This window comes from Streptomyces sp. NBC_01314, assembly GCF_041435215.1.
In the GTDB taxonomy this organism is placed as follows: domain Bacteria; phylum Actinomycetota; class Actinomycetes; order Streptomycetales; family Streptomycetaceae; genus Streptomyces.
Genome location: NZ_CP108394.1, coordinates 5,351,505 through 5,365,801, shown reverse-complemented (window position 1 = coordinate 5,365,801; position 14,297 = coordinate 5,351,505). Strand labels below are relative to the sequence as shown.

The following is a 14,297-nucleotide window of genomic DNA, read 5'->3' as shown; positions in this document are numbered from 1 at the left end:
TCAGGCACCTGCCAGAAGCGCGCTGTTGACCTGTTCGAGGAAGTCCCGGGGGCTCCTGCTCTTCTCCGCGTCCGGCGGCATCGGTGTGCCGTACCGGTTCTCCAGCTCGCCGACGATGCCGAGCAGGCCGAGCGAGTCGATGCCGATGACGTCGAAGCCGGACTCGATGCGCTGTCGGAGCTCCTCCGGGGTGACGGTGACCCCGGCGGCCTTCTTCATGAGCTCGGACAGCTCTTCCACGGTGATGCGGTCACTCATGCGGGTTCTCTCCTCGGTGCGTAGACGGTGCGTAGACGGTGCTTCGTGCGGGATGGTCAGGAGGGGTCGCCGGTGCCGAGGCGGAGCACCAGCGCCGAGTTCGAGCCCATGAGTCCTCGGCTGAGAACCAGCGCCGTGCGCGGCTCGGCGGCACGGGCGACGGCGGTGACGACGTCGAGGTCGTGGCAGACGTCGAAGACGTTGGGGGTGGGCGGGATCACGCCGTGCTCCATCGCGAGCACGGCCGCCGCGACGTCCAGCACGGCCGCCGCGCCGTTGCCCCGGCCGATGGCGGTCTTCGGCGCCGTGACGGGGACGCGGGTGCCGTGCGCGCCGAGGGCGTCCGCGATCGCCAGCGCCTCGGCACGGTCCGCCGCCGGGACGCCGAGGGCGTCGGCGAAGACCACGTCGATCTCCTCGGGGGCGCAGCCGGCCTCGTCGAGGGCGATCCGGATCGCCTCGGCGAGTCCCGCCCGGGACTCCTCCCAGCGGGAGGCACCGGTGAACGTCGCCCCGTGTCCGGCCAGGACGGCCCGCACGGGCGCGCCCCGTTCCCGGGCCGTGCCCTCGGCCTCCACGACGAGCATGGCGCCGCCCTCGGCGGGCACGAAACCGCAGGCCGCGGTGGTGAACGGGCGGTAGGCGCGGTCCGGGTCGTCGATGGTGCTCAGCTCCTCGTAGCCGAGCTGGCAGACCACCGAGTAGGGGGCGAGCGGCGCCTCGGTCGCGCCGGCCACCATCACGTCGGTGCCGCGCCGCACGGCCCGCGCCGCGTGCGCCAGGGCGTCCAGGCCGCCGGCCTCGTCGGAGGCTATGACCCCGCAGGGGCCCTTGAAGCCGCGGCGGATGGAGATCTGGCCGGTGGTCGCGGCGTAGAACCAGGCGATGGACTGGTACGGCCCGACGAAGCGGCTGCCCTTGGACCACAGTTGCTGCAGTTCCCGCTGCCCGAACTCGCCGCCGCCGGAGCCGGCCGCGGTGACCACGCCCACGGAGAACGGCGCGGCGTCGGTCTCGGGCCGGTCGAGGCGCGCGTCGTCGAGTGCCTGGTCGGCGGCGGCCATCGCGAAGTGGGTGAACCGGTCGGTCTGGACGAGGTACCGCTCCTCGACCGCCGACGGCGGGTCGAAGTTGCGGACCTCGCCGGCCACCCGCAGCGGCAGGTGCTCGCAGCCCTCGCGGGTGACCCGGTCCAGGACGCTGATGCCCTCCCTGGTGGACTTCCAGAACGTCTCGGTGCTCGTTCCGTTGGGCGCGACCACGCCGATTCCGGTGACGGCCGCGCGCCGAGAACGCCGTTCGCTCATCGTGTCTTCTCCCTCGGCAGGCTCATGACCACCGCGGACTGGAACCCGCCGAACCCGCTGCCCACGGAGAGCACGTTGGTCAGCCGCCGCTCGCGGGCGACGCGCGGGACGTAGTCCAGGTCGCACTCGGGGTCCGGGGTCTCGTAGTTCGCGGTGGGCGGGACGACCTGGTGGGCCAGGGCCAGCGCACAGGCCACGACCTCGATCGCGCCGATCGCGCCCAGGGAGTGGCCCACCATGGACTTGATGGAGCTCATGGGCGTGTCGTAGGCGTGCGCGCCGAGCGTCCGTTTGACGGCGGCCGTCTCGTGCCGGTCGTTCTGCTTGGTGCCCGAGCCGTGCGCGTTGACGTAGTCGACGGCCGTGCGGTCGAGCCGGGCGTGGTCGAGGGCGTCCTCGATGGCCCGCGCCATCTCCAGGCCCTCGGTGGTCAGACCGGTCATGTGGTAGGCGTTTCCGAAGGTGGCGTAGCCGCCGATCTCGCAGTACACGTGCGCGCCGCGGGCCCGTGCGTGTCCCAGCTCCTCCAGCACGAGTACGGCACCGCCCTCGCCCATGACGAACCCGTTGCGGTCGGCGTCGAAGGGGCGGGAGGCGTGGGCCGGGTCGTCGTTGTCGGGGGAGGTGGCCTTGATCGCGTCGAAGCAGGCCATGGTGATCGGGGAGATCGGCGAGTCCGAGGCACCGGCTATGCAGATGTCGGCCCGGCCCTCCTCGATCGTGTGGAAGGCGTACCCGACGGCGTCGAGCCCGGAGGTGCAGCCGGTGGAGACGGTCTGCACCGGCCCGCGGGCCTCGAAGCGTTCCGCGATCGTCGAGGCGAGGGTGCTGGGCGCGAACGCCCGGTGCAGATGCGGACCGGCCTCCCGGTGGTCCACGTCCCAGCGCTGCCCGCGGTGGCTGACCAGGACGTAGTCGTGCTCCAGCCGGGTGGTGCCGCCGACCGCCGTACCCAGGGAGACCCCGATCCGCCAGGGGTTCTCCGAGGCGAGGTCGAGACCGGAGTCCCGTACCGCCTCCTCACCGGCCACCAGGGCGAACTGGATGTACCGGTCGCAGCGGGCGACCTGCTCCGCGTCCAGTCCGTGGGCCGCCGGGTCGAAGTCGCACTCGGCGGCGATCCGCGAACGCAGCCCGGACGGGTCGAAGAAGGTGATGCCGCGTGTCGCCGTGCGACCGTCGGCCAGCAGGTCCCAGAACGCCGGGACTCCGATGCCGCCCGGAGCGACGATGCCTATGCCGGTGACCGCCACGCGCCTGGTCATGAGCGGACCTGAGGTCGCCCGGCCGCTGGTCCCGCACCCGCGTGCGCCACCTCTGCCGGGATCGGTACGCCGTTCGCGTCCTCGGTGTCGACGTGGCCGAGCGGCGGGCTCGGGGCCAGCGGGCCGAGGTGGAAGACCATGCGGGCCTCCACCTTGCCGACGTTGCGGAAGCGGTGCCGCATGTGGGCGGGGATCAGGAGCCCCTGCTCGGGCCGCAACTCGTGCGGCTCGCCGTCCAGGTCGACCTCCAGCTGGCCGCAGACGACGTAGATGAACTCCTCGGAGTACGGGTGGTAGTGCTCGGCGATGCGGTCGCCGGGCGGCACGATGGCGACGCCCATGAAACCGCTGGTGGAGCCGACTGTGGTGGGCGTGAGCATGGCGCGCAGGTCGCCGCCGCGCCGGGTGTTGGGCTCGACCTCGCTGACATCCACGATTCCGGGATGGCGATTGATCACGACGTTCCTCCGAACATGAGCTGCGTCGAAGACGGGTGGGGGCGTCGAACAGGTGCCGCGTCGACGTGAGGACATGAGGTGTGGCCGTCACGGCCCGGTGCTGAGCGGATCAGGCGTCGGGTGCCCGGCGGTCGGTGACGAGTTCCATGCGGGCGACCGTGAGCAGCCGGGCGGGGGCGCCGTCCTTCGGCGAACTGTCCGCACCGAGCGCGCCGCTGTCGAGGAGCGCCGTCAGTTCGGCCGCGCGGGCGCGGTCCGTGAGACCGAGCACGGGACCGGGGTCGTTGTCGATGCCGCCGCGTACGTCGACCAGCCGCACCACGACGTCGTCGCGCTGGAAGATCGTGCTGCGCAGCACCGGTCCCTGCGTGTCGTCCGCCGCCGCCTCGTCCTGCCGGGCGAGCAGCTCGGCCAGCTGCAGACCGCAGCCCTCACGGGCCGGGTAGTACAGCGCGTGCCGCACGGCGTCCGGGCTCTCCTGGCCGGCCGTCACATGGTGGACGGCGGGCAGCGCCGCGCGGGTGAAGAAGACCCGGGCGGAGTCGGGGTCGTCGAGGTCCCGGTCCTGCTCCAGATAGGGGTTGAGGGCCTCCTCGACGGCCCGCACCTCGGGCTGCCGGGCGACGTGCCGCAGCGCGGCGAGCAGGTCGCCCCGTACCTCGACGGCCCGGACCACCCGGTTGCCGTGCATGAACAGGGAGGTGCGGCACAGCCGGGTGGTGTCGTCGACCTTCGGTTCCGGTGCGGCGTAGTCGGCGAGGATTCTGGCGACCTTCTCCTCGCTGCCCGGCTTGACCGTGAAGGTGAGCGCGTGCCGGATCAGGCCGTCGCCGATCCGGGGCGAGGTCTGGAGCCGGCGCTTCCCGGACTCGGCGTGCACGGCCGGGCCGCCGGTCTCGCGGACGATGTGGAAGCGCAGCGAGCGGGTGTCCCGGACACAGTTGTGCAGCGGCTTCACCATCTCCACGTGTTCCTCGCTGTTCACCCAGGTGAGGAACGGCGGGGCGCTCTCCCACTCGCTGGTGATGAGCCATTGGGAGGGGTTCTCGATGGACTGGCACAGCTGGTCGCTGACATGCCCGGGGACGGACGCGACCTGGTTGCACAGCTGCTCGTACGCCTCCAGGAACTGCTGCTGGGCGCCGTCGTAGACGTCCACGAGGAGGACGACACGGAGCCGGGAGCCGTCGAAGACGGACTGGGAGACCCGCTGCGACACCTGTCGCTTCAGCGTCTCCGTAAGACGTTCGGACGTGGTGGTCATCCTGCGCACATCTCCTCGGTGGGGGGCGGGGACGGACGGGTGGACGTCGGCCGGACCGGCGTGACGTCGGCGTGCCTCGATCCTGAGGCCGACCCTTCCGGCGCGCGACTCGTATGCACTGCGCGGGTGACCGGTGCGCCGCCCGGGTGACCGGCCGGGCCGCCGCACGGCGCGGCCGGTCACGGTGGCTATCGCGCCGGGCACGGGTCAGGCCACGCTTCCGGCCGTCTTCTTGCGGCGCGCCGCGAACAGACCGGTCGCGGCGACCGCGAGGACGGCCAGCCCACCGGCGGTCACGGCCGGCGCGGCCAGCCCGCCGCCACCGGTGTGCACCCCACCGCTGGGCTTCTCGTGCGTGCCGCCCCAGGACCCCTCGTCCTGCTTCCCGCTCCAGGAGCCGCCGTCCTGCTTGCCGCTCCAGGAGCCGCTGTCCTGCTTGTCGCTCCAGGAGTTCTCGTCCTGCTTCGCGGTGCCGGAGCTCTCGTCCGGCTTCGCGGTGTTGTCCTGCCCCTTGTCGTGCTCCTTGCTGTAGGAGGAGTCCGTGGTGTCCGTGGTGTCCCAGCCCCCGGACGCGTACGCGCCGGGCGCGCCGAGCGCGAGGACGGCCGAAGCCGCCGCAGTGGCCATGAGCATGCGAGCAGAGCGCATCTGACGATCCTTCCGTCGACGGGGCGAGCAGCCGACGCTCCGTCAGCTGAGGTGACCCGCCCCCGATGTGATCCACCGTCAGTCAGCCGTCTCCGCGTCACCACTCAAGACGATCACTCGGGTGAACCCGTCCGGCCCGGCGGCCGAGTTCACGGCGGACGCGACGCGCACGGCATGACGCGCAGGGCATGACGCGCACGGCATGACGCGGTCGGCCGGCCCAGGAGTGTCCCGGGGCCGGCCGACCGCGTGTTCGGAGGGGCGGTGTCGCGTGTGCTCGGAGGGGCGGAGTGTGGCGCGTGCTCGGAGGATCAGACCGTCGCCAGCAGCGTGGTCAGGACGTCGCGCAGTACCGCCCCGGGGTCCGGGACCGCCCCCGGCGACCGCCACGCCACGAACCCGTCGGGCCGGACGAGTACGGCGCCCGAGGGTGTCGTGCCGTGGACGGCAGCCCAGTCCGCGTCGCCCTCGGGGATCAGCTCGGCGTCGGGTCCCGTGCCGAACCGGTACGAGGTCAGGGGGACGGACATCGTCTCGGCGAGGCGGAGGGCGGCCTCGTGCCAGCCGCCCGGTTCGCCGCCGGGGCCTGGACTCGCGCCGGGGCCCGAGTCCGCGCCGGAGCCTGAGTCCGCGCCGGAGCCTGAGTCCGCGCCGGTGTCGCTGAGCAGGACGAGAGAGCGTTCGTAGAGGTCCAGGGTGGAGAAGCTTTCGCCCCGGTGCCGTACCGCCAGGTGGGGTGCCCTGCTGCCGGGTTCGCCGGACAGGTCGAGGCGTTCCGGGACGACGGGGGCCGCGGGGTCGGTGCCGAGGACGGCGCCCTGCGGATAGCGGTAGCCGAGGGCGACGTTGAGGATGCCGCGCTGCGGGCCGCCGCCTCCACCGCCGACGCCGGGCGCCGGGGCGAAGCCGGGGTGGCTGTGCTCCACCGACCGGGCGGCGGCGCGGGCGCTGGTCGCCTCCGCCACCGGGCGGCGCTCGGCGTCGTACGAGTCCAGCAGGCCCTCGCCGGCCCAGCCGCCGAGCACCGCCGCCAGTTTCCAGGCGAGGTTGTGCGCGTCCTGGATACCGGTGTTGGAGCCGAAGGCCCCCGTGGGGGACATCTCGTGGGCCGAGTCGCCGGCCAGGAAGACCCGCCCCGACCGGTAGCTGCGGGCGACGCGCTGGGCGGCGTGCCAGGGGGCCTTGCCGGTGACCTGGACGTCGAGGTCGGCGACCCCGACCGCGCGGCGGATGTGCTCGACGCACCGCTCCTCGGTGAACTCCTCCAGGGTTTCGCCGTGTTCGGGGTGCCAGGGGGCGTGGAAGACCCAGTTCTCCCCGTTGTCCACGGGCAGCAGTGCCCCGTCGGCGTCCGGGTTCGTCAGGTAGCAGACGATGAAGCGGCGGTCGCCCACGACCTCGGCGAGGCCTCGGGAGCGGAAGGTGACGCTGACGTTGTGGAACAGGTCGCCGGGGCCGCTGTGGCCGATGCCGAGCTGTTCGCGGACGGGGCTGCGGGGGCCGTCGGCGGCGACGAGGTAGTCCGCGCGGATGGTGGTGTGCTCGCCCGTCTCCCGGCTCTTGACGATCACGGTGACGCCGGAGGGATCGCTGTCGAACGACATCATCTCGGTGGAGTACCGCAGATCGCCGCCGAGCCGCTCGGCGTGCTCGACCAGCACCGGCTCCAGGTCGTTCTGGCTGCACAGGCACCATGAGCTGGGGCTGAACCGGGCCAGGCCGCCGCCCGCGTCGATCTCCTTGAAGAGCCACTCGCCCGCGTCGCCGACCAGGGTGGGTGTCTGCAGGATGCCGTGGTTGCCGGCCAGCGTGGCGGCGGCCCGCCGGATGCCCTGCTCGACGCCGGCCGCCCGGAACACCTCCATCGTGCGGACGTTGTTGCCCCGGCCGCGCGGGTGGATGGAGGTGCCGGCGTGCCGCTCCACCAGCATGTGCGGCACCCCCAGTCGGCCCAGGAACACCGAGGTCGACAGGCCGACGAGGGAACCCCCGACGACGAGGACCGGGACATGGTGGGTCGTGGTGCCGGTGGGATCGGTCCGGTCAGGGCTCTGTTTCATCGCATTCATCGCTCAACTCCAGCGCGTCGTGTCCGCCGACTCGGCCGGATAGGGCCGGGGGCTTCATCCATGCCCCGCGCCATGAGCCGGAGCCCAGGCTTCACCCGCTTAGGGGGCAGGTCCCCGATCGCTCATGTACTCGGGTGGAGCTGAGTACTTGCGCCCTGGTCGGCGGAGGGGCGCGCCGGGAGGCTGGGGTCATGAACCGACGACTCCTCAGATCCGTTTCCCAACTGCTGCCGACCCTCGTGACGGCCGTGGCCGCCCTGACGATGTGGGCCGCCTGGCTGGGCTGGGACCAGCGGTACGACGTACACCCCGACGGTTCGTCGACCGGCCCGTACGAGGCGTGGCAGGTGCTCGGCCTGGTACTGACCCTGCTGATTCCGGTGGTCTGGGCGGCGTCCCGGCACCACATCACGGGTGCCGTCGTCGGCACCACGGTCGGCCTGACCGTCGCCTCCTTCTACGACTGGTCGGACGACTCCAGCGGCCTCTTCGTCGTCGGCGTCACGATGGTCATGCTGGGGACCGCCGCCGTGACCACGGGCCTCTCCTTCCTGATCGCGGCCATCGGGCGGCGGCCTCAGCCGGCGGCACCCGTCACGACATAGGCCTCGGGGTCGAACCGCGCCAGCCGCCGGCGCATCCGGCCCGTCGACCAGGGCCAGCTGAAGCTGTTGACGCCGTTGTCGTCGAGGTAGTAGCTGGAGCAGCCGCCCGCGTTGTAGACGGTGGACGGCAGCGCCTGCTGGACCTCGGCGTGGAAGGCGGCCTGTACCTCGGGGCGTACGTCCATGCTGGTCCAGCCCGCCGAGCGGAAGTGCCGCACCGCGCCCGCCACGTAGTCCAGTTGGGCTTCGAGGACCGTGAAAGCGGAGGAGTGGCCGGTGCCGAGATGCGGGCCGAGGAGGACGAACGCGTTGGGGAAGCCGCTGACGGTGGTGCCGAGGTAGGCGTCCGGGCTGCCCTTCCAGTGGTCGTCGAGGCCGGCCCCGCCGGCGTCGAACACGCGCCGGGCGATGGGCATGTCGAGGATGTGGAAGCCGGTGCCCAGGATGATCGTGTCGACGTCCGCGCGGCTGCCGTCGGCGCCGATGACGCGGCTGCCCTCGACGGCCTTCACCGCCGTGGCGTGCACGGTGACGTTGGGCCGGGTCAGGGCGGGATAGTAGGTGTTGGAGAGCAGGAGCCGTTTGCAGCCCAGGGTGTAGTCGGGGGTCAGCGCCCGCCGCAGGACCGGGTCCTTGACGGTGGCTCGGAGGTGGAGCGTGCCCACCTTCTGCACCGCCCGCAGGAGGGCCGGGTGGCGGAAGCCGACACCGAGGGCCTCCAGCGCCGCGTACTCCGCGCCCCGCAGCGCCCGTTGGGCTCCGGGCAGGTTCCGCAGCAGCCGGCGTTCGGCGCGCGGCACCGGGTGGTCGGGCTTGGGCAGTACCCACTGGGCGGTGCGCTGGAACAGGTGCAGCCGGCCGACACGGGGCTGGACGGCGGGCACGAACTGCACGGCCGAGGCGCCGCTGCCGACGACGGCCACACGGGCGCCGGTGAGTTCGTGGTCGTGGCGCCAGCGCGAGGAGTGGAAGACCTCGCCGGGGAAGTCGGCGAGGCCCGGTATGTCGGGGAGCAGCGGTTCGTGCCAGGGTCCCGCCGCGGCTATCAGGAACCGGGCCGTGTAGTGGTCGCGGCTGGTCTCGACGTGCCAGCGGGCGTCGGCGGGGTTCCACTGCGCCCGGGTGACCTCGGTGCCGTAGCGGATGAGCGGGGTGATGCCGTACGCGGCCGCCGTGTCGCGGAGGTAGGCGCGGATCTCGGGCTGGCCGGCGAAGGCCCGTGTCCACTCCGGGTTGGGTGCGAAGGAGTACGAGTACAGGGCGGAGGGCACGTCGCAGGCGCAGCCCGGGTAGGTGTTGTCGCGCCAGGTGCCGCCCAGGTCGTCCGCCTTCTCGACGAGGACCAGGTCGCGCACCCCCGCCTCGCGCAACTTGACGGCCGCTCCGATGCCGGAGAGACCGCTGCCGATGATCAGCGCCTCGACGTGGCGGGTCTCGCGGGTGACGGCTCCGGCCGGGCTGCCGGGGGCGGCGGGGTTCTCTGTTCCGGCCGGGTTGTCGGGGCTGTCAGGGCTTGCGGGGTTTTCGGGCCGGGGCATCTCAGGCTCCTGTCCGGGCGTCGGCGGCGGCGGCGGCGCATACGGCCTCGCGGACGAGGGCTCGGGTGGTGCGCAGGGACGTCTCCAGGACCGTCAGGCGGCGCCGGGGGTCCATGAAGTTGCCGCCCATCACCTCCAGGTCGGCGGCGGTGGGCTCGATCCGGACGACCCGGGTGCCCGCCGCCCGCAGCGCGGCGCACTCCGCGTCGAGCGTGCGGGTCATGACGCGGCGCAGCAGCGCCTCCGCCCGGCCGAGCCCCCGGCGCGGTCCGGGGGAGCGGGAGCTCATCGGCGCGATGACGTACACCTCGTCGAGCCTCCTCGGGACCAGGAGGTCGGCGGAGGCGGTGGAGAGGATGCCGCCGTCGGCGTAGCGCCGGCCTCCGACGCGTACGGGCGGGAACCAGCCCGGCACGGCCCAGGACGCCCGCAGCGCGTCCCGCAGGGCTACCGGCGAGGTGTCGGGGTGCCCGAAGACGGTACGGCGGCCCGTGTCGAAGTCGGTGGCCACCAGCCAGGTCGCCGGATGCCGGACCCACTGTCCGGGAGGCGTCAGGGAATCAGCGAGGGCCGTCAACCAGCGGGCGTCGCCGCGGCCCTGGGGCAGCAGACCGGACAGCCCGGCCAGCGCGGGAGCGGTGCGGCCCAGCGCGTGGCGGGCGAGCCTGGGCGATCCCAGGAAGGCCGCGGGCCGGGGCGGAAGCGCGCGGGGCGGGGCGGCGAAGTGCCGGAGGAGTTCCGGGCGGGCGTCCTGCCGGCCCAGCTGCGCGGCCAGCAGCTCCTCCACGCCGACACCGGCACCGAGCATCGCCGCCACCTCGGCCCCGGCGGAGGTGCCCACCAGGACCTCCGCGTCGCGCGGGTCCCAGCGCGTGGCCTGCCGGAGCGAGTGCAGGGCGCCGGTCGTCCAGGCCGCGCCGAGCGTTCCGCCGCAGCCCAGTACCAGTCCCCGGGAGGGGGTCGTGCGGGAAGGGGTCGTTCGTGTGCTCGTCGCGGTCACTGAGGTCTCTCTCCGCCCATTCGGGATACCGGCGAGATCCGGATACTAGCGGTATCCGAAAGCGGTGGACAGACCTGCCGGAGTTAGGATCCGGGGGCTGGGAGAGTGCGGAACCGCGGGAGGTTCCCTGAGAACGCCGCGCAGGACGGGAGAGGGAGCGAGACATGGCCCGCCTCAGCCGCGTCGAGAGTCAGGAACGCACGCGTGAGCGGCTCGTCGCCACCGCGCGGCAGCTGTTCCTCTCCCACGGGTACGCCGCCACCTCGCTCAGCGACGTCGCGGAGACGGCCGGCTACTCCAAGGGCGCCGTCTACTCCAACTTCCGCAGCAAGGACCACCTGTGCCTCGCCGCGCTCGACGACATCCGGGCCGAACAGCTGGCGCTGCTCACGGACGCCGTGATGGGCGAGGCCGCCCTCGACGACCGCCTGGCGGCCTTCGCCGCCTGGGCCGAGGGACATATCGGCGACGAGGCCTGGACCACGCTGGAGGTCGAGTTCCTCACCAGCGCGCGTCACGACGCCGAGCTGCGGCAGGAGATCACCGCGCGCGTCGCCGTGATCCGCGAGGCCCTGGCCCAGCTGCTCGACGCGCTCGCCCAGGAGCTGGGCGTCCCCCCGGCCATGCCCGCCGACCGGGCCGCGATGGCCCTCCTCAGCCTGGGCATCGGCCTCGGCGTCCAGCGCGTCGCCGACCCCTCCGTCCCCACCGCCGTCCTGACCGACACCCTGCGGCTCGTCCTGCGGATGAGCGACCCGGGGACCCGGGCGTGACTCCGTCGAGGAAGGTGCGTCAGTGGTGGTGGCCGCTTCGGCCGAGGGTCTCCACGGGGGTCGCGCCGGGGCGGGTCCACTGCGGTACGGGGCGGCTGGTCGGGCCCCAGGTGGGGTTGCCGTCCACGTCCGAGCGCCAGGACCAGCACGGGCCGCGCCCCTCGGGCCAACCCTCGGGGTTGTCCTCCCACGCCTCGCCACGGCCGTAGGGCGTCAGGTCGAGCAGGCCGAGGGACCCGTTCACCCGCTCGTTGCCGCGGCCCGTCGTGGAGTAGGTGAGGAACACGCGGTCGCCGTCGCGCAGGAAGCAGGTGAGGTACCCCATGTCGCCGCCGACCGGCGCGGCCACGTCGCGCACCGAGTACCAGGGCTGGGTGTAGCCCATGAACTCGGTGTACGCGGCCACCTCGTCCCAAGGGCCCGTGGTCAGGACGGCGAACGAGACGCCGCGGGCGTTGAGGTAGACGGCGTCCTTCAGGTGCCAGGCCGTGGTGGTGCAGCCCTCGCACTGCCCCTGGTGCGGCGCGCCGTCGTACCACATGTGCTGGTACACCACGAGCTCGTCGCGGCCCTCGAACAGGTCGAGGAACGGGACCGGGCCCTCGGGGCCGACGACCTCGACCGTCCCGTCGAACTCCACCATCGGCAGCCGGCGGCGGGCCGCCGCGAGGGCGTCGCCCTCGCGGGTGTGGGCCTTCTCGCGGACCAGCAACTCGTCGCGCGCGGCCTGCCAGGTGGCCAGGTCGACGACGGGCGGGCGGCCGGGCAGCGCGGTGGCCGGGTCGTTCGGTGCGATGGCCGAGTCTTTCGGTGTGGTCGTCGGATCGTTCGGTGCGGTCGTCATGGGTTCTCCGTGTGTCTCGTGCCGGACGGTGGAGGGCGGTGCCGGACGGTGCCGGGCGGTCTACTACGGCGGCGTCCTACGGGGTATCTACAGCGGTCACCGGAACAGGTTCCTGACACCAGGCTCCTGATACAGACTCCTGATCCAGCCGGAACTCATCGCCGTCAGGCCCGGCCGCGGGACTCCGCCGCGCGGCGGGCCAGGGAGTCGAAGACCACCGCGACCAGCAGCACCCCGCCGGTGATCATGAACTGGACCGCGGGCTGGACCCCCAGCAGTGCCATGCCGGAGGCGATCGACTGGATGATGAGCACGCCCAGCAGCGCGGACCAGGTGGAGCCGCGGCCGCCGAACAGGCTGGTGCCCCCGATGACGGCGGCGGCGATCGCGTTGATCAGCAGCATGCCGGAGCCCGGGACCTGGGTCGCCGAGGTGAGCCGCGACGCGACGAACAGACCGCCGACCGCGGCCATGGTCCCCGACACCAGGAACACCGCGATGCGTACGCGCGACACGTCGACGCCGGACCGCCGGGCCGCCTCCACACCGCTGCCCAGCGCGAGGACCTGCCGGCCGTACACCGTGCGGCGCAGCAGGAGGTCCGAGGCGACGATGACGCCGAGGAAGATCAGCAGCGCCAGCGGCAGGCCCTCGAACCGGTCCAGTACATAGACCGTGGTGAACGCGACCACCGCGAGCAGCGCCGTACGCACCCAGATACCGGCCCTCGCCCGGTAGGGCATCCCGGCGGCGGCCCGGCGCCCGCGGTCGCGGTGGCAGAGGAGGAGATACGCGGCCGGGCCGAGCGCGGCCAGGCCGTAGGTGACGGCGGGTGAGCCGAAGGAGCGGCGGGTCAGCTCGGCGACCAGCCCGTCGCTGCTGAAACTGATGGAGCTCTCCGGCCCCAGCAGATAGAGCATCAGGCCGTTCCAGGCCAGCAGACCCGCGAGGGTGACGACGAACGCGGGCACGCCGATCCTGGTGAAGACGAACCCGTGGAGGGCCCCGGCCGCCGCGCCGCAGGCCACCGCGACGAGTACGGCGAGCCCTTCCGGCATGCCGTGGTTCACGTTCAGCGCCGCGAACATGGCGCCCGACAGCCCGGCCAGCGAGCCCACCGACAGGTCGATCTCGCCGATCAGCAGCACGAAGACGACGCCGACGGCGACCATGCCGGTGCCGACGATCTCCACGCTGAGGACGGACAGGTTGCGTGGTGAGAGGAAGTTCTCGTTGAGGCTCTGGAAGACGATCCAGGTCACGGCGAGAGCGAGCAGGGCCGGCGCCGGGCCCAGCTCACCTTCGTGCAGGTGGTGGCGGACGGCACGGGCGTACGCGCGGGGACGCTCGCCGTACCACCGCTGTCCGCCTTCCCGCGGGCTTCCCGTTCCCGTCCCCGTTCCCGTTTCCTTCGCCGTCCCCTTCTCCGTCCTCTTCCCCTGCCCTCTCCCTCTCCACCTCACGGCCACGTCTCCTCCGGGTCGGTGGGACGGTGCTGGGCGGTGTTGTCCACCGCGCCGGTGATGGAGGAGATGATCTGCTCCTGCGAGGTGGTGCTCACGTTGAAGAGGCCGTTGTTGCGGCCGAGGCGCAGGACGGCGATCCGGTCGGCGACGGCTTTGATGTCCCCCATGTTGTGGCTGATGAGGAGCACCCCGGTGCCCTGGTCGCGCAGTTCCTCGATGAGGTCGAGGAGCTGGTTGGTCTGTTCGAGGCCCAGGGAGGCGGTGGGTTCGTCGAGCAGGAGCAGCCTGGGCGCGCTGACGAACGAGCGGGTGATCGCGACGACCTGGCGCTGCCCGCCGGACAGGGTGGCGAGCGGCACGCGCACGTCGGGGATGCGGATGGAGAGGGTGCGCAGCAGCTCGCGGGTCCGCCGCTCCATCTCCACCTCGTCGAGGACGCCGAACCGGTGGATCTCCCGGCCGAGGAAGAGGTTGCCGACGACATCGAGGTTGCCGCACATCGCGAGGTCCTGGTAGACGGCCGCGATCCCGAGGAGCTGGGCGTCCTGGGGCCGCCGGATCTGGACGGTGGTGCCCTCCCACTCGATGACCCCCTTGTCGGCGGGACCGACCCCCGAGATCACCTTGACCAGGGTGGACTTCCCGGCCGCGTTGTCGCCCACCAGGGCGACCACCTCCCCGGCCCTGATCTCCAGTTCGACGTCCACCAGCGCCTGGACGGCGGCGAAGCGTTTGGACACGCCGCGCAGCGCCAGCAGGGGCTGAACCACGGGGCCACCTCCTGGATGAGGCTGATGAGGCT

The 14,297-nt window shown here is 72.6% G+C and carries 14 protein-coding genes; 2 read left to right on the top strand and 12 right to left on the bottom strand.

What is annotated here, in order from left to right; translation table 11 throughout:
- From OG622_RS23525 to OG622_RS23495, 7 genes are all read right to left on the bottom strand, one after another.
- A complete protein-coding gene (locus OG622_RS23525; protein ID WP_371578607.1) occupies positions 1-258 on the bottom strand; it encodes a phosphopantetheine-binding protein in 258 nt (85 codons plus the stop codon).
- Positions 259-314: 56 nt separating this feature from the next.
- Positions 315-1,565: a beta-ketoacyl synthase N-terminal-like domain-containing protein gene (locus tag OG622_RS23520; protein ID WP_371578606.1), complete on the bottom strand. Its 1,251-nt coding sequence runs from the start codon at positions 1,563-1,565 to the stop codon at positions 315-317.
- A complete protein-coding gene (locus OG622_RS23515) occupies positions 1,562-2,830 on the bottom strand; it encodes a beta-ketoacyl synthase (RefSeq protein ID WP_371578605.1) in 1,269 nt (422 codons plus the stop codon). Before OG622_RS23515 ends, OG622_RS23520 begins: the two co-directional genes overlap by 4 nt.
- Positions 2,827-3,288, bottom strand: coding sequence for a cupin domain-containing protein (locus tag OG622_RS23510; RefSeq protein ID WP_371578604.1), 462 nt, complete (start codon positions 3,286-3,288; stop codon positions 2,827-2,829). The genes OG622_RS23515 and OG622_RS23510 overlap by 4 nt, the downstream gene beginning before the upstream one ends.
- 109 nt (positions 3,289-3,397) lie before the next feature.
- Positions 3,398-4,552 carry a SchA/CurD-like domain-containing protein gene (locus tag OG622_RS23505; protein ID WP_371578603.1) on the bottom strand — a complete coding sequence of 385 codons (1,155 nt, stop codon included), beginning with the start codon at positions 4,550-4,552 and terminating at the stop codon, positions 3,398-3,400.
- 207 nt (positions 4,553-4,759) lie between these two features.
- Entirely contained in the window at positions 4,760-5,200 is a 441-nt protein-coding gene (locus OG622_RS23500; protein WP_371578602.1) for a hypothetical protein, read from the bottom strand.
- Positions 5,201-5,511: 311 nt separating this feature from the next.
- Positions 5,512-7,269 (bottom strand): FAD-dependent oxidoreductase, encoded by a 1,758-nt coding sequence (locus OG622_RS23495; protein WP_371578601.1) that lies wholly within the window; start codon positions 7,267-7,269, stop codon positions 5,512-5,514.
- Between the two features lie 191 nt (positions 7,270-7,460).
- On the opposite strand from OG622_RS23495, the gene OG622_RS23490 reads away from it, so the two are divergent.
- Positions 7,461-7,874 carry a hypothetical protein gene (locus OG622_RS23490; RefSeq protein WP_371578600.1) on the top strand — a complete coding sequence of 138 codons (414 nt, stop codon included), beginning with the start codon at positions 7,461-7,463 and terminating at the stop codon, positions 7,872-7,874.
- On the opposite strand, the gene OG622_RS23485 is transcribed toward OG622_RS23490, so the two are convergent.
- Together OG622_RS23485 and OG622_RS23480 are read right to left on the bottom strand one after the other, a co-directional pair.
- Complete coding sequence (locus tag OG622_RS23485; protein ID WP_371578599.1) at positions 7,847-9,412, bottom strand: flavin-containing monooxygenase; 1,566 nt, start codon at positions 9,410-9,412, stop codon at positions 7,847-7,849. The genes OG622_RS23490 and OG622_RS23485 overlap by 28 nt on opposite strands.
- Before the next feature lies 1 nt (position 9,413).
- Entirely contained in the window at positions 9,414-10,412 is a 999-nt protein-coding gene (locus OG622_RS23480) for a patatin-like phospholipase family protein (protein WP_371578598.1), read from the bottom strand.
- 164 nt (positions 10,413-10,576) lie between these two features.
- Here OG622_RS23480 and OG622_RS23475 point away from each other — a divergent pair, with 164 nt between their 5' ends.
- On the top strand, positions 10,577-11,185 hold the full coding sequence (locus tag OG622_RS23475; protein WP_371578597.1) for a TetR/AcrR family transcriptional regulator: 609 nt from the start codon (positions 10,577-10,579) through the stop codon (positions 11,183-11,185).
- 19 nt (positions 11,186-11,204) lie between these two features.
- Here the strand turns inward: OG622_RS23475 and OG622_RS23470 are convergent, their stop codons facing one another.
- The 3 genes from OG622_RS23470 to OG622_RS23460 form a co-directional block, all read right to left on the bottom strand.
- On the bottom strand, positions 11,205-12,029 hold the full coding sequence (locus tag OG622_RS23470) for a DUF899 domain-containing protein (protein ID WP_371578596.1): 825 nt from the start codon (positions 12,027-12,029) through the stop codon (positions 11,205-11,207).
- Positions 12,030-12,193: 164 nt separating this feature from the next.
- Entirely contained in the window at positions 12,194-13,498 is a 1,305-nt protein-coding gene (locus OG622_RS23465) for a sugar ABC transporter permease (RefSeq protein ID WP_371578595.1), read from the bottom strand.
- On the bottom strand, positions 13,489-14,265 hold the full coding sequence (locus tag OG622_RS23460) for an ATP-binding cassette domain-containing protein (protein ID WP_371578594.1): 777 nt from the start codon (positions 14,263-14,265) through the stop codon (positions 13,489-13,491). The genes OG622_RS23465 and OG622_RS23460 overlap by 10 nt, the downstream gene beginning before the upstream one ends.
- Positions 14,266-14,297 lie beyond the last annotated feature (32 nt).

Coding starts and splice junctions, on each gene's coding strand:
- OG622_RS23525 (WP_371578607.1), bottom strand. CDS start 258: ATGAGTGACCGCATCACCGTGGAAGAGCTGTCCGAGCTCATGAAGAAG.
- OG622_RS23520 (WP_371578606.1), bottom strand. CDS start 1,565: ATGAGCGAACGGCGTTCTCGGCGCGCGGCCGTCACCGGAATCGGCGTG.
- OG622_RS23515 (WP_371578605.1), bottom strand. CDS start 2,830: ATGACCAGGCGCGTGGCGGTCACCGGCATAGGCATCGTCGCTCCGGGC.
- OG622_RS23505 (WP_371578603.1), bottom strand. CDS start 4,552: ATGACCACCACGTCCGAACGTCTTACGGAGACGCTGAAGCGACAGGTG.
- OG622_RS23500 (WP_371578602.1), bottom strand. CDS start 5,200: ATGCGCTCTGCTCGCATGCTCATGGCCACTGCGGCGGCTTCGGCCGTC.
- OG622_RS23495 (WP_371578601.1), bottom strand. CDS start 7,269: ATGAATGCGATGAAACAGAGCCCTGACCGGACCGATCCCACCGGCACC.
- OG622_RS23490 (WP_371578600.1), top strand. CDS start 7,461: ATGAACCGACGACTCCTCAGATCCGTTTCCCAACTGCTGCCGACCCTC.
- OG622_RS23485 (WP_371578599.1), bottom strand. CDS start 9,412: ATGCCCCGGCCCGAAAACCCCGCAAGCCCTGACAGCCCCGACAACCCG.
- OG622_RS23475 (WP_371578597.1), top strand. CDS start 10,577: ATGGCCCGCCTCAGCCGCGTCGAGAGTCAGGAACGCACGCGTGAGCGG.
- OG622_RS23470 (WP_371578596.1), bottom strand. CDS start 12,029: ATGACGACCGCACCGAACGATCCGACGACCACACCGAAAGACTCGGCC.